General features: G+C 66.2%; 21 protein-coding genes. 12 read left to right on the top strand and 9 right to left on the bottom strand.

Going from position 1 to position 18,724, the window contains the following annotated elements; genetic code table 11:
- Positions 1 to 20 precede the first annotated feature (20 nt).
- Positions 21 to 614: a molybdenum cofactor guanylyltransferase MobA gene (gene mobA / locus ACSFBL_RS03885; protein WP_435514422.1), complete on the bottom strand. Its 594-nt coding sequence runs from the start codon at positions 612 to 614 to the stop codon at positions 21 to 23.
- A 307-nt stretch (positions 615 to 921) separates the two neighbouring features.
- On the opposite strand from mobA, the gene ACSFBL_RS03880 reads away from it, so the two are divergent.
- The 8 genes from ACSFBL_RS03880 (at position 922) to ACSFBL_RS03845 (ending at position 9,722) form a co-directional block, all read left to right on the top strand.
- Positions 922 to 1,758: a formate dehydrogenase accessory sulfurtransferase FdhD gene (locus ACSFBL_RS03880; protein WP_435514421.1), complete on the top strand. Its 837-nt coding sequence runs from the start codon at positions 922 to 924 to the stop codon at positions 1,756 to 1,758.
- 204 nt (positions 1,759 to 1,962) lie between these two features.
- Complete coding sequence (locus ACSFBL_RS03875; RefSeq protein WP_435514420.1) at positions 1,963 to 2,583, top strand: response regulator; 621 nt, start codon at positions 1,963 to 1,965, stop codon at positions 2,581 to 2,583.
- A 2-nt stretch (positions 2,584 to 2,585) separates the two neighbouring features.
- Positions 2,586 to 5,402 carry a PAS domain-containing sensor histidine kinase gene (locus tag ACSFBL_RS03870; RefSeq protein ID WP_435514419.1) on the top strand — a complete coding sequence of 939 codons (2,817 nt, stop codon included), beginning with the start codon at positions 2,586 to 2,588 and terminating at the stop codon, positions 5,400 to 5,402.
- A gap of 256 nt (positions 5,403 to 5,658) precedes the next feature.
- Positions 5,659 to 6,777 (top strand): hypothetical protein, encoded by a 1,119-nt coding sequence (locus tag ACSFBL_RS03865; RefSeq protein ID WP_435514418.1) that lies wholly within the window; start codon positions 5,659 to 5,661, stop codon positions 6,775 to 6,777.
- A gap of 117 nt (positions 6,778 to 6,894) precedes the next feature.
- Positions 6,895 to 8,190 (top strand): glycosyltransferase, encoded by a 1,296-nt coding sequence (locus ACSFBL_RS03860; protein WP_435514417.1) that lies wholly within the window; start codon positions 6,895 to 6,897, stop codon positions 8,188 to 8,190.
- Between the two features lie 69 nt (positions 8,191 to 8,259).
- A complete protein-coding gene (locus ACSFBL_RS03855; RefSeq protein WP_435514416.1) occupies positions 8,260 to 8,526 on the top strand; it encodes a hypothetical protein in 267 nt (88 codons plus the stop codon).
- A 140-nt stretch (positions 8,527 to 8,666) separates the two neighbouring features.
- Positions 8,667 to 9,302, top strand: coding sequence for a hypothetical protein (locus ACSFBL_RS03850; RefSeq protein WP_435514415.1), 636 nt, complete (start codon positions 8,667 to 8,669; stop codon positions 9,300 to 9,302).
- Between the two features lie 171 nt (positions 9,303 to 9,473).
- Positions 9,474 to 9,722 carry a hypothetical protein gene (locus tag ACSFBL_RS03845; RefSeq protein ID WP_435514414.1) on the top strand — a complete coding sequence of 83 codons (249 nt, stop codon included), beginning with the start codon at positions 9,474 to 9,476 and terminating at the stop codon, positions 9,720 to 9,722.
- 46 nt (positions 9,723 to 9,768) lie between these two features.
- Here the strand turns inward: ACSFBL_RS03845 and ACSFBL_RS03840 are convergent, their stop codons facing one another.
- A complete protein-coding gene (locus ACSFBL_RS03840; protein ID WP_435514413.1) occupies positions 9,769 to 10,323 on the bottom strand; it encodes a hypothetical protein in 555 nt (184 codons plus the stop codon).
- 371 nt (positions 10,324 to 10,694) lie between these two features.
- Here ACSFBL_RS03840 and ACSFBL_RS03835 point away from each other — a divergent pair, with 371 nt between their 5' ends.
- The 3 genes from ACSFBL_RS03835 (at position 10,695) to ACSFBL_RS03825 (ending at position 12,654) form a co-directional block, all read left to right on the top strand.
- Positions 10,695 to 10,895 (top strand): hypothetical protein, encoded by a 201-nt coding sequence (locus ACSFBL_RS03835; protein ID WP_435514412.1) that lies wholly within the window; start codon positions 10,695 to 10,697, stop codon positions 10,893 to 10,895.
- Between the two features lie 62 nt (positions 10,896 to 10,957).
- Entirely contained in the window at positions 10,958 to 11,983 is a 1,026-nt protein-coding gene (locus ACSFBL_RS03830) for a tyrosine-type recombinase/integrase (protein WP_435514411.1), read from the top strand.
- A 149-nt stretch (positions 11,984 to 12,132) separates the two neighbouring features.
- Complete coding sequence (locus ACSFBL_RS03825) at positions 12,133 to 12,654, top strand: H-NS family nucleoid-associated regulatory protein (RefSeq protein ID WP_435514410.1); 522 nt, start codon at positions 12,133 to 12,135, stop codon at positions 12,652 to 12,654.
- Between the two features lie 99 nt (positions 12,655 to 12,753).
- Here the strand turns inward: ACSFBL_RS03825 and ACSFBL_RS03820 are convergent, their stop codons facing one another.
- From ACSFBL_RS03820 to ACSFBL_RS03790, 7 genes are all read right to left on the bottom strand, one after another.
- On the bottom strand, positions 12,754 to 13,698 hold the full coding sequence (locus tag ACSFBL_RS03820) for a dioxygenase family protein (protein ID WP_435514409.1): 945 nt from the start codon (positions 13,696 to 13,698) through the stop codon (positions 12,754 to 12,756).
- Positions 13,699 to 13,839: 141 nt separating this feature from the next.
- Complete coding sequence (locus ACSFBL_RS03815) at positions 13,840 to 14,466, bottom strand: tautomerase family protein (protein ID WP_435514408.1); 627 nt, start codon at positions 14,464 to 14,466, stop codon at positions 13,840 to 13,842.
- A 24-nt stretch (positions 14,467 to 14,490) separates the two neighbouring features.
- A complete protein-coding gene (locus ACSFBL_RS03810; protein ID WP_435514407.1) occupies positions 14,491 to 15,243 on the bottom strand; it encodes a pirin family protein in 753 nt (250 codons plus the stop codon).
- A 16-nt stretch (positions 15,244 to 15,259) separates the two neighbouring features.
- Positions 15,260 to 15,478, bottom strand: a complete 219-nt coding sequence (locus tag ACSFBL_RS03805; RefSeq protein WP_435514406.1) for a rubredoxin — start codon at positions 15,476 to 15,478, stop codon at positions 15,260 to 15,262.
- A gap of 170 nt (positions 15,479 to 15,648) precedes the next feature.
- Positions 15,649 to 15,948 (bottom strand): hypothetical protein, encoded by a 300-nt coding sequence (locus ACSFBL_RS03800; RefSeq protein ID WP_435514405.1) that lies wholly within the window; start codon positions 15,946 to 15,948, stop codon positions 15,649 to 15,651.
- 98 nt (positions 15,949 to 16,046) lie between these two features.
- Positions 16,047 to 16,442, bottom strand: coding sequence for a DoxX family protein (locus tag ACSFBL_RS03795; RefSeq protein WP_435514404.1), 396 nt, complete (start codon positions 16,440 to 16,442; stop codon positions 16,047 to 16,049).
- Between the two features lie 3 nt (positions 16,443 to 16,445).
- On the bottom strand, positions 16,446 to 17,759 hold the full coding sequence (locus ACSFBL_RS03790) for a flavin monoamine oxidase family protein (protein ID WP_435514403.1): 1,314 nt from the start codon (positions 17,757 to 17,759) through the stop codon (positions 16,446 to 16,448).
- A 377-nt stretch (positions 17,760 to 18,136) separates the two neighbouring features.
- Between ACSFBL_RS03790 and ACSFBL_RS03785 the strand changes: the two genes are divergently transcribed.
- Positions 18,137 to 18,721 (top strand): hypothetical protein, encoded by a 585-nt coding sequence (locus ACSFBL_RS03785; protein WP_435514402.1) that lies wholly within the window; start codon positions 18,137 to 18,139, stop codon positions 18,719 to 18,721.
- Positions 18,722 to 18,724 lie beyond the last annotated feature (3 nt).

Raw genomic sequence — 18,724 nt, 5'->3', positions numbered from 1 at the left:
GCCCCGGGCAGCGCAGGTCATCAATCGGTGCCGAGCTGGCGCAGTTCGTCGATCGTATTGGCGTTGAAGAAGGCCCCCGCTTCCTCGAAGTACACATCGGCGCAGCCGACCTGATCAAGCCATCGGTCGATCTTCCTGCCACCGCCCGCCAGGAAGTCGGCCAGATCCTCGTGCAGGCTCCGGTGCATCAGGCAGAACACCGGCTGCCGTTGCCTGCGGCCGTCTTCCTCGGTGACTGCGACGGCGATCCTTCCGCTTCCGCGGCCCGCGCCCAGGCGGGCGACAAGGTCTAACGGAAAGCGTGGCGTGTCGCAGGGAACGGTCACAAGCCAATCCGTCTGGCAGTGCGCCAGCCCCGCGAGGAAGCCCGCAAGCGGACCCGCAAAATCCGCGTCCGCATCGGGCCACGTCGGGACACCGAACTCGGCATAGCGGTCGAGATGCCGGTTGGCGTTGATCAGGAGGGCGCCCACCTGGGGCGCCAGCCGCGCGAGCGCATGCGCGACAAGCGGCTTGCCCTCGAGCGTCTGCAAGCCCTTGTCCACGCCGCCCATCCGACTGCCGCGGCCGCCCGCAAGCACCAGGCCGGTGACGTTCTCGTCGCGGTGGATCATCCGGGGCTCCCGTTCAGTGAGACAAGGGGTTGAAATGCGTCGCGTGGGCGGTCACAGGAAACAATCCTTGCGCCTTCGCTCGCAATTCTCCTCCGACATTCTGACCATGGCTTGTCGGATACGATGGGTCGCCTACCCACCTCAAGTTGCGAGGCGCACGCCTCACCCATGGGACATGACCACAGCCACGCGCCCTCCGAAGCCCGACGACGCTCGCCTTGCATCGGTCGACGAACCTGGCGCGGAGGACGAAGCACCGTCGGCTTTCGAGGCGGTCCCGCTTCCGGGTCGGATGGACGCCCCTCGCATGAGCCAAGCGTCCGGGCCGCTACTGCGCCGGATCGAGATCGTCGACCAGCACGGCGAGCGCCGTGCCATCGACATCCCCGCGGAGCGGCCGTTGACGGTCTTCGTCGACAAGCGCGAGCTCGTCACGCTGATGACCCTGGGCGCGTCGCCGGAATTGCTGGTGCTGGGCTACCTGCTCAATCAGAACCTGGTCCGCCACGCAGGCGATGTCGAGAGCATCGACGTCGACTGGGACGTCGGCGCGGCCGCTCTGAAGACGCGTGCGGGCGTCAAGGACCTCGCCCGCAAGACCGCGCGCCGGGTCGTGACCACGGGCTGCGGGCAAGGAACGGTCTTCGGCGATGCGATGGCGCAGATCGACGCCGTCCGGTTGCCGAGCGCTCGAACGGCACGCATCGCCCAAGGTACATTGCTGCGCGTCCTGGAAGCCATGCGATCGCGCAACAGCGTGCATCGGCAGGCGGGGTCGGTGCACGGTTGTGCGCTGTTCCAGGGTGCCGACATGCTGGTCTTCGTGGAAGACGTCGGCCGGCACAACGCGATCGACACCATCGCAGGGTGGATGGCCATTCACGACATTGCCGGGAGCGACAAGATCTTCTACACGACCGGTCGCCTGACGAGCGAAATGGTCATGAAGTCGGCCCACATGGGCGTGCCGATCATCGTGTCGCGCAACGGCGTCACGGCCATGGGGCACGAACTGGCGGAGAAGCTCGGCATGACGCTTTTCGGGCGCGCGGCCAACCGTCACTTCCTCTGCTACAGCGGGTTCGAGCGCTTCGATGCCGAGCCGCTGCCAAGCGAGCCGGCACGGGCGCTCATCGCCGACTGAGCGCACGGCGGGCCATCGAACGGCTGTCAACGCGATCGTCCACGGCGACGAGCCCTCGCGCTGCTTCGGTGCGTTCGCAACCGGGGCGATACCAAAGTGTCATCGACCCGGATCGAAGGTCGGTGCAGCATAGGCGGTCCGACAAATCAGGGGAGGGAGCGTCCGCCGTGCGAACGCACTTTCCGTCGAAACCAGGGCTTTGCCGTGTCCAACGCACTCAACGTGTCGAGGGTCTTCGTCGTCCATGACGACGCTTCCGTGCGCGAATCAACCTGTGCGTTGAACAGGGCTGACGAAGGCGCCAGCGAGCACCCCGATGTGGAGCGCGACTCGGCCCTGCCCACACTGCCACGCGTCACGCACGCCGGGGAAGTGCTCGAATGCATCAAGCGTGGACGACGGTTCACGCGTGAGGGAAAAAGGGCGGGCAATGTCACGCTGAGCGAGCCCGCGGAGGCCAGCGCCGCGCGACCCCTCGTGTCCGTGATCGATGACGATGAATCGGTCCGCGAGTCCCTGCCCGATCTGTTGAAAGCGTTCGGCTTCTCGGTGCGCACCTTTGCCTCGGCGGAAGACTTTCTCACTTCGGACTGTATGGCGCAGACGCGCTGCGTGCTCCTGGACATCGCGATGCCCGGCATGACCGGCTCCGAACTGCAGGAGGCCTTGGCGCAGCGGCTCCCGATCGTCTTCATCACGGCGCATGCCGATGAAGCGACGCGTTCTCGGGTCATCAGCGCAGGTGCCGTGGCCTGCCTGCTCAAGCCCTTCACCGAGGAGTCCCTGCTCGACGCGCTCAACACCGCCACTGGAAGAGCCCACTAGACATGGTCGACCCCACTCCGATCGTTGCGGCCGGACTCTCGATCCTTGAAGACGATTTCGCACGGGTCGCCGACGCCCTCCCCGGGTTGGTCTGGACCGCCCGACCGGACGGGACCCCGAGCTTCGTCAACCGGCGCTGGCGGGCGTACGCCGGCATCGACGCCGGGGATGCCTCTGCGGCCTGGCAACTGCTCGCCCATCCCGACGACCTGCCCGGCCTTCTCGAATCCTGGCTGCGCATCGTGTCGTCCGGCCAGCCTGGAGAGACGCAGGCGCGCCTGCGTCGCAGGGACGGCACGTTTCGCTGGTTCCGGATGTCGACGTCGCCGGCACGCGACGAGGAAGGAAGCATCACCCAGTGGTATGGCGTGGGTTGCGACATCGACGACCTTGTAGAGGAAGGGAAGCTGCACACGCGCCAGCGCGACGACCACCCCCGGGCCGCCTCGGCGCCGAGATCGGTCGAGCTCGATCTCCACGCGATGATCGACACCATCCCGATGACGGCGTGGTCCGCATTGCCCGACGGGTACTGCGACTTCGTCAACCAGCGATGGCTCGACTACGTGGGGGTGACCCTGGAAGAGACCATCGGCTGGGGATGGGGCGTCGCCATTCACCCGGATGACCTGCCCGCGCTCACCGCGCAGTGGCAAAGGTGTCTGGCGACCGGCGAGCCGATGCACGGTGAAGCTCGCATGCGCCGCTTCGACGGCGCCTACCGATGGTTCCTCTTTCTTGGCGACCCGCTGCGCGACCCCGCCGGCAACATCGTGAAGTGGTTCGGAACCAATGTGGACGTCGAGGACCGCAAGCGGGCGGAGGAGGCACTGCGCGAGAGCGAACGCAATCTCATCCAGATCATCAACACGATCCCGACCACCGCATGGTCGACACGGCCGGACGGCTACTGCGACTTCCTCAGTGATCGATGGCTCGACTATGCGGGCTACACGCTGGAGCAGGCCGTGGGTTGGAACTGGAGCGCCGTCATCCACCCGGACGACGCCGACGGGCTCTTCAACTACTGGAAGGGCTGCCTCGCCAACGGCACCCCGGTGGACACCTTGGCCCGGATGCGGCGTTTCGACGGCGAGTACCGCTGGTTTCTCTTCCGGGCCAATCCGTTGCGCGACGCGGCCGGCAACATCGTGAAGTGGTTCGGAACCAATGTGGACGTCGAAGACCGCAGGCGGGCCGAAGACGCACTGCGCGCGAGCGAGCGCAATCTCGTCCAGATCATCAACACCATTCCCACGACGGCATGGTCCACGCGACCGGACGGCTACTGCGACTTCCTGAGCGATCGCTGGCTGGACTATGCGGGCTTCGGCGTCGAGCAGGCGGCCGGTTGGAACTGGAGTTCCGTGATCCACCCGGAGGACGTGGCCGGTCTCTTCGCCCATTGGAAAGGCTGCCTGGAGACCGGCGCCCTGGTCGACACCGAAGCGCGGATGCGCCGCTACGACGGGAAGTACCGTTGGTTCCTTTTTCGCGCCGCGCCGCTGCGCGACGCCGAGGGCAACATCGTCAAGTGGTTCGGCTCGAACGTGGACATCGAGGATCGCAAGCTGGCCGAGGAGAAGCTGCGCCGCAGCGAGGTGCTGCTGGCCGAGGGCCAGCGCGTGAGCCAGACCGGAAGCTTCTACTGGCGGGTGGACACCGACGAGATCACCGCCTCGGACGAGTTCTACCGGATCCTCGACCTGCCCCTGGCTTCGCCGGTCACGCTCGATCGCGTCGCCGACCGGGTGCATCCCGAAGATGTCGCTCTGCTGTACGACAAGGTCTCGCAGGCGCGAGCGGGCGGCGAGGACCTCGATTACGAGTCCCGCCTCAGGATGCGGGACGGTTCGTACAAGAACCTGCGCATCACGGCCTATCCGAGCCTGGACGCCGAAGGCGGGCTCGAGTACGTCGGCTCGATCCAGGACGTGACTGAGCGTCGACGCTCCGAAGAAGCGCTCACGCAAGTGCGGTCGGAGCTCGCCTACATGACGCGCGTCGCGAGCATGGGCGTCCTGACCGCCTCCATCGCCCACGAAGTGAATCAGCCGCTGACCGGCATCATCAACAACTGCAGCGCCTGCCAGCACCTGCTCGCGGCCAATCCGCCGGACGTCAAGGCGGCGCTCGAAACGGTGCGGCGTTCGATTCGCGACAGCCATCGCGCAAGCGATGTGATCAAGCGCCTGCGCGCGCTCTTCGCGAAGCAGAACACGGCGACCGAGGCGGTCGACATCAACGAGGCCGCACGCGAAGTGATCGCGCTGTCGATGAGCGAGCTTCAGCGCAACCGCGTGTCGCTGCGTGCGGAGTTCTGCCCGGCACTGCCCTTGGTCAAAGGCGACCGCATCCAGCTGCAGCAGGTGATCCTGAACCTGTTGATGAATGGCTCGGCCGCCCTGAGCACCGTCGATGACCGTCCGCGACAGTTGCAGGTCAGGACGGAACGCAGCGCCGATGGCGGGCTGCAGCTTTCGGTCCAGGACAACGGCGTCGGCATCGGCGAGGTCGACGCGGATCGCCTCTTCGAGGCCTTCTACACCACCAAGAGCCAGGGTCTGGGGATCGGCCTGTCGGTGAGCCGCACCATCGTCGAGAACCATGGGGGTCGCCTGTGGGCCCATGCCAATGACGGCCCTGGGGCGATATTCACGCTGTCTCTTCCGGGTGTCGAGACGAGGGACGCAGGGCCGGCGGAAGGCCTGGAGAACCCGGCCGTCACCCGCCGGTCGGATGACGCGGCCATTCCGGCGTCGTTGCACATCGATCGGATTCAAGGCCGATCTGAACAGCGACGGCGCAGGGACGTGTAGCTCGCCGCGCTGGGGATTGCCCCTGAATGCGGCCGCCGCAGACCGTCGGACAATCGGCGGATCGCATTTCCCGTGATCCACCATGACCGTGCTGGACCTCTGCGGAGCTGTGGACAGGGAACAGGCGGACAGTGGCGTGTCCTGAGTCCGTTGCGCCGGAGTGATCCGGCGCGCCGGCCGGTTGACCTTCGCAGATCGCTCTTGTCGTTCAGTGCGCCTGAAACGACAATTGTTGTTCCAGCGACAATGAGCAGCAATGAGCAAGACTTTTGACGATCTCCAGGTCCGCCGTCCGGACCTGGCCAAGGCCTATATCGGTCTTCTGAGCGCGCAGCCGGGCCGCCCTGTGGCGATGTTCGCGCCGCGCCGGGTGGGGAAGACCTACTTCCTGGACAACGACCTGGCGCCGGCGGCGGCGAAGGCCGGGATGCTTCCGGTGTATGCCGATCTCTGGGCGAACAAGAGCGATCCGCTCGGCGCGATCAACCATGCGCTCGAGGAGGCCCTGGACGACATCCTGGTTCCGAATTCCCGGATGGCCCGCATCGGGCATACGCCCATCAAGAAGGTCGGCCTGATCGGCGCCTCCATCGACATGGGCGAAGCGCCGGCGCGCCGACCCTTGCCCGCCGAGCCCCATTTGCGGCTCGATGCCCTGGTGACGCGACTTTCTGCCGCGGCGGGGAAACCGATCCTGCTGATGCTGGACGAGGTCCAGACGCTGGCCGACGTGCCCGAGGGCGACGGCATCGTCGCCGCGGTGCGCGCGGTTCTGCACAAGCGCCGGGACATCGTCAAGGCGGTCTTCACGGGATCCAATCAGGAGGGCCTCGCGCGGATGCTGTCGACGGCAGGTTCGCCGATGTACCAGTTTGCCCAGATCATGGACTTCCCGACGCTGGGGGATGAATACCTCCAGCAACTGGCGGAGCACTTCCAAAGCGTGCACCCCTCCAAGACCCTGGCCATGGACCATCTTCGGGCCCTCTATGCGCGCATCGGCTTCAAGCCGGGCCTGCTGAAGGATGTCGTGAAAGGCATGTCCGCGGAAGGCATCACGGACGTCGACCTGGGCGTGAAGCACTTTCTGGTCGTCCAGGCATCCATCTTCAACGCGCTGCTGGTCCCGTTCGATGCCTTCGACCGCGCGCTGCTTCGCGCGATCGCAAGGGGAATGCCGCCGATGGGCAAGGCGACCTTCGACGAACTCGAGAAGGTCCTGCCTGGCAAGGCGACACCGGCCAAGGCGCGAGCCTCGGTCGAGCGCCTGCGCCGGGCCGGCATCCTGACCAAGGTCCTGGGCGGCCCCGTGGCGATCGACGATGCCTTGCTCGCGGAGTACCTGGCAGGCGGCGAAACACCCTTGCGGAACTAGCCCTGCCCGGGTAGCAGCATCGGACCCAGCGGCCTGCCGCCAAGCGCTCACTTGGTCCCTGAGCTCACTCGGGAAGACAATCCTCTGCCTGCGCTTTCCCTGATGAGGTGCTCAGCCATGGCCCGGATCCTCTTCGCCACCGTGCCAGTCATTGGTCACATCAACCCGCTGCTGCCGCTGGCGCGCTCGCTGGTCGGGCGCGGCCATGAAGTGCGCTGGTACAGCGGCCGCAAACATGCCGCCCGCATCGAGGCGACCGGCGCGCGCTTCACGGGTTACGCGGTCGCACGCGACTACGACGACCTCCAGCTGGAGAAGGAATTTCCAGGCCGCTCCGCCCTGAAAGGCCTCGACCAACTGCGCTTCGACCTGACGCGAATCTTCATCGACGCCGCGCCGGGGCAATACGCGGACATCGAGGCGATCGTTCGTGAATGGCAGCCCGAGGTCATCGTCGCGGACCCGACGATGTTCGGCGCGGGGATCGCTCATGAACGCCTGGACATTCCGCTCGCCACCCTGAGTGTCTTGCCCTGCGTACTCCGCAGCCGGGACACGGCACCGTTCGGCCTCGGCCTGCCGCCTGTGCCGACGGTGGCGGGCCGACTGCGCAATGCGCTGCTCAACTGGCTCGTCGAGCACGTCGTGTTCCGCGGCGTCCAGCAGCATTGGCAACATACCCGTGCCCTCGTCGGTCTGGGTCCTGCAGGCTTCCTGTTCGACGCGCCGCGGCACATTTCGCGATTCCTCCTGCCGACCGTTCCCGGCTTCGAATACCCGCGCTCCGACATGCCGGACAACGTCGACTTCATCGGCATTCTTCCGGTCGACCCGCCCAGCGGCGTGGAGCGACCCGTCTGGTTCGACGAACTGGACGGCTCGCGACCTGTGGTCCGTGTGTCGCAAGGCACGATCGCCAACGCGAAGCCCGATCTCTTCGCACCCGCCGTCGAAGGACTCGCGGATGAGGACGCGCTCGTCGTCCTGGCCACCGGCGGCCGCCAGCCGCAGGAACTCGGGCTGACGCATGTGCCCCGCAATGTCCGGGTCGCCTCGCTGCTGCCCTACGCGGACCTGCTGCCGCGAACTTCGGTGATGGTGACCAACGGCGGATACGGCGGCGTGCAGATGGCGCTCTCGCAGGGCGTACCCCTCGTCGTCGCCGGCACGACCGAGGACAAGCCCGAAGTCGCGGCCCGTGTGGCCTGGAGCGGCGCCGGCATCAATCTTCGAACGTCGAAGCCAACGCCCGACGCGGTGCGGGGCGCGGTCCGAAAGGTCATCGCGGATCCGTCATTCCGCCAGCACGCGAAGCGCCTGTCACAGGAGTTCTCCCGCTACGACGCAGTCGCGCTGGGCACCGCGTCCATCGAGGCGCTGATCGGCGCGAGAAGGAATCGCGTCGAACCGTGACATCCGCACTCCCCATCCACCTCCGTGGCGAGCCCAATGGTCCCTTCGCAACATCAGGGAGCGCCCGCGATGAGCAGGGACTTGCAAGTGATCGTGGACCAGCCCAGTGCAGGGCACTTCTACTGGACGATCGTCTATCTGGGCGTCCAGGGCGAGGAACACTCCATCGTCGACTACGCGCGGGGTCCGCTGCCGACCCGGAGTTCGGCGATGGACGCGGGTCTGGTGGCCCTGGTCGGGCACCAACGCGCCGGCAGCCCGTGGCTGGGCCAGCTGTCGGGCGCCCGGTTCGGCTGGAATGCCGATACCGTTCCGGGCTCACTTCTACAGGTCTAGCCAATGATCGTCGGTGGGTCTGCCGCCGCTCCGACGAACGACTAGCGGCCGATTCCTACCTCAATCATCTGCGCCTTCTTCCTTGCGAACGTCGCACGGCGCCACACCCTGTGCCTCTGCTGTTGCACTAGGGGCTCGTCATGCAAGTCGTCTCGTCCTGTTTCCGACGCGTTTCGTTGTTGGCGACCGTCATCCTTGCCGCGTGCGCATCGCCCGTTCCCCAGCGATCGGGAGAATGGATCGAACCAACGCTCGGCGCCAACTCCGGGCTCCTGCGCGGGGAGAAGGTCCTCGTGGCCTGCGAGGCCTGGGACATTTCCATGCAGCAGAACTGTCAGGATTGGCTTTCCAGCCAGCTTCGGATGAGAGGCGCAAACCCCGTGGTGGCGCGTTTCGAGAATACGCCGGCCAGCGGCGGCGAACGGGATGGCCGGTTGATGGCCGACGCGCAGAGCATCGGCGCCCGGACGGTCCTGGTCGTCGCCCTTACGCCCGCCGTGGTCGGCGGCGGGGGATTCTCTGGCGCCTCGATCGGCATCGGTGGCTTCAGCTGGGGACGCGGCGGTGGGGGCGGCATCGGCTTGAGCGCACCGATCGGCGGAAGCGGCTGGGGAGGGACCGGCTTTGCTGCGCAGGGACGCATCACGGACGTTTCCAATTCGCGCCTGGTGTGGAGCACGACCTTCGTCTCCTCGCCCTCCGCAGACTTCGCCGCACAGGTCCGCGATTTGACGGGCTCGGTCGTGGATGCGGCGCAAAGCGCCGGCCTGCTATGACGCCGCACGCAGGAAGTCAGCTGAGCTGAGGCGCGCGGGCAATGGAACGCCATCCTGGGACGCGGCTGCCCGATCAGCCGACCCGACGCCAATCTCCTTGCGACCGTTCAGGTTCCGGCAAGGTTGCTGCGCGGCAGGGGATATCCTGTCTGTGAAACGAGCCCCTCTCCGATGACCACCCAACTGCGCAGAATCGCGATCACCGTCGACGAGCCCGAGCCGGGCAAGTTTTACTGGCTGCTTGTCGAGTCAAGGGAAGACGCGAGCGTCTGGGAAGCGCTGGCCGCCGCCGACGAGCCATCGGCGACGTGGGGCGACGCTTTCGATGCCGGATGCGTGGCGCTCTGCAAGCTGGTGCCCGATGAAAGGGTCGGCCCGCGCGCGGTCGGCGAGAACGAGGATGCCGATCCGGTAGGCTGACTCGGGGAGTCGGTCGCCGCCGCCGGCGAAGCGGGTCATTCAGCGGCTATGACCGCCGGCTCAACAGGCGCTGGATCATGCGCCTGAGTGCAGACGTCTCCGTCGGCATCGTGTCCTTTTCACATTCACGGTACGCGGCACGCTCTGCCCGCAGCACGGCGTCCAGGGTCGCGGAACTCGAGGCGCTGTAGGTCCAGATCGCGCTCACCTCGAAGTGACCGATGTAGCGCGCGTGCGGCTTCGGAACCATCGTCACGTGTTCGCAACCTGTGCTCTGGAGCAGCTCGGCCCGGATCCGCGCCAGCTCGATGCCCTCGCCCGGAAACGATTCGATGCTGCTCGACAACGTGACCCGCACCGACTGCACGGACGGGAACGTGGCCACGATGAAATGGAGCACCTCGGCGAGAACCACCCTGCCTAGCTGGGCGCGGCGGCGCAGCGGGGTACTGAAAGGGTGGAAGTTCTCGAGTTCGACCTCATGACCGCCGGGCCTGACGCGAACCGACTCCACGAATCCCAGGTGCGCCTTGCCGTCATGCAGGTGCATCGGGTCGCCGAGACGATAGCGAGCCCTGTCCGGCCCGGTGATCGTCAGCACGGGGACGTCCATCTGCGCTTTCGTGTCGACGCTGCCCACCATCAACCTTGGGGCCCACGGGGCAGGACGCTCGCGCTCCGGTTCGCGGCGCGCACTGGAGAGACAAGCTGAAGAGGAGATCGTGTTTTCACCGGGCTCATGGACGTTGTACTTGCGGGTCGTTTTGCCACAGCTCGACCTCGCCTGGCGTCCGCGCGGCCGGCGAGGACCCGGGAACCATGAAAAAAGCCACGATTACGACCAGTGTCCTCGGGCGAGTGACATAGGTCACATCGGCCCGGTGCACTGCGTACTCCGCCAACCAGGGGTGAAAGCCTAGATTCACGGGTATGCAAATCGCGCACGCGGCGCGATCCCCTTCACCGGAGCACATGGCCATGAAACTCTCTTCGCGCTGCCTGTTTTGGTTGACAAGCGGACTGTCGGTGGCGGCGATGGCGGTTGCGCTGCTGCATCCGAACCCCGCCGTTGCCGCTGACCGCGTCTGCCTGAGCACGCCCGAGATCCAGTTCGCCCTGATCGGGCACGGAATGCCCGCGGAGAAGCTGCCGGCTGGTGCAGTAACGAATTGAGCGCGTCGGGATGGCATTGCCGCGGAGGCGGCATTGCCTCAAAGGGTCAGTATATTGACCGGATGCCATCCCTTTCAATCTTTGCCGAAGCCCCTGACCACCAGGCCCTGCGCGACGCCTTCGAGCAGTGGCTCTCTGAGCAGCGCGCAAGCGGCGCGCTACGGCAACCGGGTTCGATCGACGTCTATCGCGAGATGTGGCGCGGCTTCATGGGCTGGTGCCTGAGCCAATCGCCGACGGTCACGCTGGCGTCACTCGACGTGCGCGATCTGCAGGCCTTTCAATCCGCGCGTTTTGGCATGAAGAGGCCCGACCTCTCTCTCACCCCACGTCACGCGCTCCGACTGCTTCGCCTGATCGATCGGGTGCTGCGCCACCACGCGGCGCAGTCCGACGAACCACCGAATACGGCCGCTTCGGACTGGCTTGCCGAGAATCCACAGGTGCGCTATGCGGAGGCTGCCAGCAGCGACCCGTTGCCGGAATATCTTTCGGTGGCCGAGGCGAAGCACCTGATCGCGTTCCTGTCCAACGCGCGCCCTCGCCCCGGGGTCGGCGCCCGTCGCGATGCCCACGCGGCGTTCACTTGGCAGGAGCTTCGCAATCGCGTGGCTGTCGCGCTGCATCTGGGCGGTGGCCTGACGCCGGCCGAGGTGCGCTCGCTCACACTGCATTCGCCGATCTCGCGCGGCGGCCGCGTGCGAGATCGGCCCTGGAAGATTTCGATCCCCGCCAGCGGGGACTCGCCGGCGCGCGAGACGCCGATCGCGCCCTGGGCCGGCGAGCTGGTGCAGCACTGGCTCCAGGTCCGTTCGGAACGCGGGATCCCGGGTGCGATGCTCTTTCCGTCAACGGCGACCGGCAAGCCCTGGAGCAAGCAATCCCACTACTCGGCAACAAGACAACTGCTCGCGGAGGCAGGTCTCGATGGCAACGAAGGCGGGACCTTCAAGCTCCGGCACACCTTCGCGATGCGGCAGTTGCGCCGAGGAACGTCGCCCGAGGAAGTGGCACGCTGGTTGGGCGTCGAGGTGGCGGTGATGGATCGCTACAAGCATGTGGTGAGCACGCCGACGGACGTCGTCTGAGGGCGTCCGCAGCCAACCTGTGAAGCCTGTCGGTGATGTTGCTTTACACACCTGTCCCTTCGCCGCATGCAACACTTCCACACAGGGAGTGGCAGAATCGGCCCCAGAGAGTCGTCAGTACTCTCGTTCATGAACGAGTAAAGCAAGCAATGGCACAAACCTACAAGCAGATCCAGAAGCAGATCGAGCAACTACAACGCCAGGCCGAAGCGTTGCGGGACAGCGAGATCAAGGGCGTCGTCGACCGGATCAAGGTCGCGATCGCGCACTACGGACTGACCGCCGCCCACCTGGGCCTCGGTACCGCGCCGAGCAGGCAGGCCACGAAGAAGCCTGCAAAGGCCTCGGCCCAATTCAGCGATGGCGCCGGCAATGCATGGTCGGGCCGCGGCCCGCGCCCGCGTTGGCTGCGTGATGCCCTGGCGGCGGGACGCTCGATCGATGAGTTCCGGGCGTCGTCGAGCACCAGGACGAACCTCGCCGCTGCGATCGACAAGGTGGATGCCAGCGCCGCCACCGCCAAGTCGCCTGCGAAGAAGGCCAAGCGCGCACCCTCCAAGGTTCACTACAGCGACGGCACCGGCAACTCGTGGACCGGCCGCGGTCCGATGCCCCGGTGGCTGAAGGCCGGCATCGACAGCGGCAAGACGCTGCAGGATTTCCTGAAGTAAGTCACCCCAGTTACAAGGGCCTGCCCGGCGCTCGGCAGGTCCGGCCCACCGGCCCGCGCTGCGCCAGGCCTCGTTTCAACTGCAATCTGGCATCTCGCCTCAGTCCTTGCGCTCGAGCACCTGCAGGGCGGGCCGCTCGCCGCTCGCCTTGCCGGTGATCGGCGGCTTGGGCAGCCTGGCCTCCCCGGGTTCGATGACGAAGTGATGGTCGAGCGAATACCACGGTTCGCCGACGTCCGCGGCCGGCGCCGGCTCGTCGGCATGCAGCACGTACTGGCCGACGAGGGTCTGCGTCACGCCGAACTGCACATCGGTTTCCAGTCGAGGGTCGTCGCTCGAATAGACCTGCGAGAACTGCGTCTTGAAGCCGGGCTTGTAGATCATGAAATGGATGTGGGCCGGGCGCATGTTGTGGCGGCCCTGCGCACGCAGCAGCGCACCGACCGGGCCGCTCAACGGAATCGGGTAGCCCGCCGGCTTCACGCTCCTGAACGCGATGTGGCCGTGCGCATCGGTCGTGAACTTGCCCCGCAGGTTCATGTCGGCCTGCCCCGGGTCCTGGTTCTCGTAGAAGCCCTCCGCAGACGTGTGCCACACGTCGACTTCGGCACCTTCCACCGGCCGCCCCCCGGGGTCGCGCACCCAGGCGTTGACGAAGATCGGCGCGCCCGGCGTGGGCGAGCGGACGATCGATTCCCCGTTCGCCGTCACGGGCGAGTCGAGGCGCCAGAACGGTCCCATGAGGTTGGCGGTCGTGTCCGTCTGGCCGTGGTCGCCGTTGTTGAGCAGGCACACCAGGGACGAAATGCCGAGCGAGCCGGCAATGAGCACCACCTCGTTGTGCGACGCCGTGGTGAGTTGGCCGAGCTTGGCGATCAGGCCGCAGGCCTGGTGGAACTCGGCCTCGGTCAGCCCGGCATCTCGCACGAAGCCGTGCAGGTGCTGCACCGCTGCCGTCATGATGTGCCTGAAGCGCGGGTTGTCGCTGCGTGCCAACTCCGCCAGCACCGCGGTCGTCACGTCTTGTTGGGTCTTGATGATCACAGGGACGTCTCCTTTGCTTCGATGGGTCACGATACTGCAGCGCTCCGGGATCGAGACGCCTGGCGTGCGTGCGCAAGGGCGATCCGGAAAACGATCCCGCTCCTCATTGGGTCGGAATCGATGCGCCGTGCTCGGGCGCCCTCAGCGTCTCGCAGACGCCTCTGGAGCGCGTTCTGGCCGGGATGCGCCGGTGACCGGACTCGGCACGGTGATCGTCGCGGTCTGCGGCGCTGCCACGAGCAATCCACCGAGGTCCGTGGGATAGCCCGCCTGTGCGTACTGCCGCGCCTTGGCATCGAAATAGGCCTGCACCCATTGGAAACGCTCGCTGTCTGGCGACAGCCCCACCGCCTTCGAGATCCGGCGCATGCCGATCGTCTGGCCGCCAGCGCCCCAGTTGCCTTCGCGAACCTCGTCGATGATCACCAGCACGCCGGCCCCCGAGCCCGGCCCGGCGCTCTCGACGATCGCGCCATGGACCAGGGCATGCACTTCGCTCTTGTGCGCCTGGTTCATGTAGCCCTCGGGGATGCTGACATGGACCAGGAAGCGGCCCGGCGGCGCGCCATGGGTGCTGTCGCTGCACCCGCCCACCCACCAGTCGCCCTCGAGCACCTCGGTGAACAGGACGGACGCGAAGGCAAGGCCGCCCGGGGTCTTCGCGCCGCCCTCCATCGTGAGCAGCACATCGGTCAGGCGCTGTGCGAGCGCGGCCTTGCGGCCCTTGTCGAGCGAGCCCGCGGGGTGATGAAGCTGGATGATCGGCATGGTTGATTCCTTTCTGATGTGCGTTCAGCGCACGGTCTCGACGATCAGCAGGTCGCAGTCCTGCGCACCGGTGCGCAGCTGGATCGGCTCGCCGCCCCAGACGCCCACGCTGTCGCGCCGGCCGAGCTTCGTGCCGTTGCATTCCGCCTCGCCTTCGAGCACGAAGACATAGACGCCGTGGTCTTTCGAGGTCGGCTGGTAGGCGAGCGGCATCGCCTTGTCGCTCACCAGTCGGGAGACCTTGGCGTCCTGCGAGATCCGCAAGGCGCCATCCGCGTTGCCGACCAGCGTGACCAGGCGGTTGCGGTTGGCAAGCGCATCGAAGTGGCTGCGCCCATAGGACGGCGGCAGCAGCAGCTGGTCGGGCAGCATCCAGATGTAGATCACGTGGACGTCGTCGCGTCGCAGGTTGATCTCGCAGTGCTTGCCGCCGGAGCCGGCCGAGAAGGCATAGAAGTCGCCCGGCATCAACTGGTCGATGTTGCCGACCGTGTTGATGTGCGTGAGCGTGCCCTGCAGCACGAAGGCGCAGATGATGAAGTTGTGGTGGGGATGGATGTTGTAGCCGCAACCCGCGCCGCTGAACACCTCGTCGCCGAAGACGCGGACGCGTCCGAAGCCCGGCATGCCCTGCTGGTACGGGCCGAAGTTGAAACTCGAATGGCGCGTCAGCATCGCCTCCGGGTGGCCGCCGATGTACGACGAAGCCTCGCCGGTCGAGAGGAACTTGTCGTAGCCGCGCTCGTTGGCGCGCATCACGAAACTGGTGTGGGTCATCTTCGTTCCTTCTCGCTCAGGCAGCGGCATGCGCCGCAGGTTGGCCAGCGGCATAGGGCAGCTCGACCATTTCGAAATGTTGCTTCGGCGTCCCGCAATCGGGGCAGTGCCAATCGTCCGGCAGCTCGGACCACCGGGTGCCGGGCGGGATGCCGTGTTCGGGCAGGCCCAGTGCTTCGTCGTAGACAAAGCCGCAGCCCAGGCAGATCAGGCGCTTCAGCGCGTCGTCATTCATCGTTCAACTCCTCGGGGCCGACAGACTCGGCCGGGTCCTGCACTTCCATAGCGCATTCATGGGTGAAAACTTTCAATCTGCGGCGGGCATTGCGGGCACACGGACCGGCGCTGGCAGGGCCGCCGCCGCGATCCGCAGGACAACGAAAGCGACGCGAAGAAACATGGCGACTAGCGCCTGCGCCCTGCGAGCAAGGTCGCGCGCGCCGCGAGCACCGCGGCAATCGTGTGGTCGACGATCAGCCGTTCGATCTCATGGTCGCTGCGCTGGCTGCCGTCCTCCTGTGCGCTGACGTCGTTCAGGACGTCGTTGACCATCAGCAGCACGTCGGCCGCGGGCAGGTGGATCGAATGCACACGACGCAACTCGTGGGCGGTGACCGCGGTCGCGCGCACGAGCACGCTTTCGACGGCGAGCAGCGCTTCGGCGATGGTCGCGTCGCGCCGCGGCGTGGGGTCCGGCGCGGTCATTTCCAGCCACCATTGGGGAGGCGCCCGTGATAGGGCGTGTAGGTCATGTCAGTTTCCTTTGCGAGAGGGCGATATGAATGGCGCACGCGTGGTGCCCGCTAGCGAACGAAGGGCAGCAGGGCCTGCAGAGCGCCGAACCGGAGATAGAGGGAGGCCCACGTGGCGATGCCGAGCAGCAGGCTCACGACCTGGGGCGGCGACAGGAAGAGGCCGAGCCTGAAGTGCGCGCAGATCGCGCCCCCCAGAAAGCCGGTCACGAGGATCGCCCCAAGGACACTCGTCTGGGGAACGGCATAGAGCGCCGCGCACACGAGGATCAGGACACCGAGCGGACGCGACAGTGCCAGCGGAAAGCCCGTGGCGACCATCGCCTTCGAGGTCAGTTCCGGTGCGAACAGGTTGACGAGCCCGTCGGCGAGCAGCAGGAGCACGACGATGCCCCCCAAGGCGCGGCCGGTCCACACCGCCGCCATGTCGAGTGATGCCTGTTCCACGGTCTATCCCCGTTGCACAAGAAGGCGGCGGTCGCGATGCGGCGTCGCGCTCGACGATGCGAGTCGGTGCCCATGGGCTGCGACGGCCTCGGCACTCGCGAGCGATCCCTCCACCCAGCCGAGGTGATCGGTGCAGATGTCGGAGCAGATCGAGATGCCGGGCGCCAGCTGCGCGAAGTCTGCGTACGAGGATGACTCCCCGGAACGCCGGAAGAAGCTGATGCCGTTCTCCCAGAATTTCCATCGATGGCTGCGTGCATGCACCCGGGCCGGTATTGGCGTGCCCAGGTGGCTTTCGAGAAGCTGCATCGGAAATGTTCCGGTCGCCTCCAGCATCGAATGCAGCTTGCGGGCGCTGGCCCCATCACAGTAGAACCACAGCGCGTTGCTTCCGGGTGTCACGTAGACCTTGCGGAGCAGTGTGTCGGCGATGACGCATTGCGCTTCATCCGGGCTGCGCCACCACGCTCGATCGAAGGCAATGCAGCCTTTGAGCAAGGGAATCGACTCGAGTCGCCGCCATACGTCTTTCGGCATCAGCGACTGGAGCCCATCGATGCGTCGCAAGTCCTGCAGCGGTGTCGCGAGCACGAGCTGATCGGCGCGCATCTCCTGGAACGTGCCCGTGCGACGCCCGCCGAGCCGCAGCCGGTACGAGCCATCGTTCAGCGGTTCGACGCGCTCGAGCGCGGTGTCGAACCGGAAGTCGACAGTGCCTTGCAACTCGGCCGCCAATGCGCGCGGCAGTGACTGGAAGCCATCACGCAGCGTGCACCAATGGTCCGTGTGACCCTCGAAAAGGTACTGCGTCTCCGGGTGATGCGTGAGGATGCTCAAGCCCGCTTCGACCGGCAACGCGGGATTGAAGAGCGAGTCGTAGCCGCAGATCGACTGCAATTGGAAGGCGGTCGAAGCGCCGAGGACATGGGCGCTGAAGCTGGCGAAACTCACATACTCGCCGACCTGCGAACGTGCGGCCTCGAGCAGTTCGACCAGCACGCCGTGCCAACGACGTCGTATGCCCTCGCGTGACTCGCTGCGCTGCGACGAAGGACACGCGCGGTAGTCGAACGGGACGACCGGAAGATTCAACTGATCGCAGAGCGCGTTGAGCCGGCGATGGCGCTGCGCGTGGAACCGACCTGCGCCGTACTCCATGACCAGGGGGTCGCCAGCGACGCTCTCGGACCAGAGGCGCCCGCCCGACGAAAGGCCCTTGTCGAGCACGGAGAGCGGACCCTCGAAGCCGCCCTGCCGAAGACGGTAGGCCGTGGCGAGCCCGGCGATGCCGGCGCCGACGATGGCGATGTGAGGCACGGAGGGGCTGCTTTGACTGCCGCAAACAGCTGGTTGCATGAGCATTTCCTTGACACGTTGGATGCGAGGCATCGGGGTGTGGGAATGCTAGGTTTCGCACTCAGGCGTGGGTTTGCCGGTGGTCCCAGCTTTGTTCTCCGTGTCCCAGGGCGCGCTGACGATGAACCGCCATCACCGGCGACGCGCACTGGCTGGCAGATCGTTCGCGCCCGCCTTGAGACACGGCGAACAGAACTGGTACGGCGGGAAAACTTGCCTGCGGCACCGGAACCTAGCATTCAGTCACTCCCCGATGCGTTCGCGTCGTCGAGTCAAACGAAGTCTGATGTCCATACCGAGGCGATCCATCTCGCCACCCATCCAAGGAGTTACCTCAAATGAAGTTCAATCGATTTGCAATGAGCGCGCTTTGCGCCACCGTGGTGTTCACCGGAGCGGCGTTCGCCCAGCAACCCGTTCAGCAGCCCATCCGCGTGATGGACGCCGGCAACATGGCCAAGGCCGTGACGATCACGGCCACGGTTGCCGCCATCGACATGAAGAACCGCGTCATCACACTCAAGGGCCCCGAAGGCAACGAGTTCGCGGTGAAGGCCGGTAGCGCGGTCAAGGGCCTGGACAAGATCCAGGTGGGCGACTCGGTCGACGCGACCTACGTGCGCGCCGAAGCGCTCGATTTCCAGAAGGGCGACGGCATCCGGATGGCTGCGCGCACGGTGGCAGCAGACGCAGCGGGTAGCGCGGGCATGCCGGGCGCAGCCGCGGTCGAACGCACGACGGTCGTCACCAACATCTGGGCCATCAACGAGGCACAAGGCAACGTGACGGTGCTTGGCCCCCACGGCCACCTCACCGAGGTGCACCTGAAGGACCCGACGCAACTGATCGGCGTCAAGGTAGGCGACCAGATGAAGATCACCTACACGCAGGCAGTCGCCACCGAAGTCGTCAAGAAGGCCTGACCC

Origin of the sequence: Variovorax glacialis (genome assembly GCF_051216375.1) — a bacterium.
Lineage (GTDB): Bacteria > Pseudomonadota > Gammaproteobacteria > Burkholderiales > Burkholderiaceae_C > Variovorax.
The sequence above is the reverse complement of the archived record's forward strand: the minus strand, read 5'-3'. Positions and strand labels throughout refer to the sequence as shown.

Excerpts from the sequence above, each read along its gene's own strand:
- ACSFBL_RS03845 (WP_435514414.1), top strand. The coding sequence starts at position 9,474 with ATGACCACCCAACTGCGCAGAATCGCGATCACCGTCGACGAGCCCGAG.
- ACSFBL_RS03825 (WP_435514410.1), top strand. The coding sequence starts at position 12,133 with ATGGCACAAACCTACAAGCAGATCCAGAAGCAGATCGAGCAACTACAA.
- ACSFBL_RS03815 (WP_435514408.1), bottom strand. The coding sequence starts at position 14,466 with ATGCCGATCATCCAGCTTCATCACCCCGCGGGCTCGCTCGACAAGGGC.
- ACSFBL_RS03835 (WP_435514412.1), top strand. The coding sequence starts at position 10,695 with ATGGCCATGAAACTCTCTTCGCGCTGCCTGTTTTGGTTGACAAGCGGA.
- ACSFBL_RS03880 (WP_435514421.1), top strand. The coding sequence starts at position 922 with ATGAGCCAAGCGTCCGGGCCGCTACTGCGCCGGATCGAGATCGTCGAC.
- ACSFBL_RS03830 (WP_435514411.1), top strand. The coding sequence starts at position 10,958 with ATGCCATCCCTTTCAATCTTTGCCGAAGCCCCTGACCACCAGGCCCTG.
- ACSFBL_RS03870 (WP_435514419.1), top strand. The coding sequence starts at position 2,586 with ATGGTCGACCCCACTCCGATCGTTGCGGCCGGACTCTCGATCCTTGAA.
- ACSFBL_RS03855 (WP_435514416.1), top strand. The coding sequence starts at position 8,260 with ATGAGCAGGGACTTGCAAGTGATCGTGGACCAGCCCAGTGCAGGGCAC.
- ACSFBL_RS03850 (WP_435514415.1), top strand. The coding sequence starts at position 8,667 with ATGCAAGTCGTCTCGTCCTGTTTCCGACGCGTTTCGTTGTTGGCGACC.
- ACSFBL_RS03810 (WP_435514407.1), bottom strand. The coding sequence starts at position 15,243 with ATGACCCACACCAGTTTCGTGATGCGCGCCAACGAGCGCGGCTACGAC.
- ACSFBL_RS03865 (WP_435514418.1), top strand. The coding sequence starts at position 5,659 with ATGAGCAAGACTTTTGACGATCTCCAGGTCCGCCGTCCGGACCTGGCC.
- ACSFBL_RS03860 (WP_435514417.1), top strand. The coding sequence starts at position 6,895 with ATGGCCCGGATCCTCTTCGCCACCGTGCCAGTCATTGGTCACATCAAC.
- mobA (WP_435514422.1), bottom strand. The coding sequence starts at position 614 with ATGATCCACCGCGACGAGAACGTCACCGGCCTGGTGCTTGCGGGCGGC.
- ACSFBL_RS03800 (WP_435514405.1), bottom strand. The coding sequence starts at position 15,948 with ATGACCGCGCCGGACCCCACGCCGCGGCGCGACGCGACCATCGCCGAA.
- ACSFBL_RS03785 (WP_435514402.1), top strand. The coding sequence starts at position 18,137 with ATGAAGTTCAATCGATTTGCAATGAGCGCGCTTTGCGCCACCGTGGTG.
- ACSFBL_RS03805 (WP_435514406.1), bottom strand. The coding sequence starts at position 15,478 with ATGAATGACGACGCGCTGAAGCGCCTGATCTGCCTGGGCTGCGGCTTT.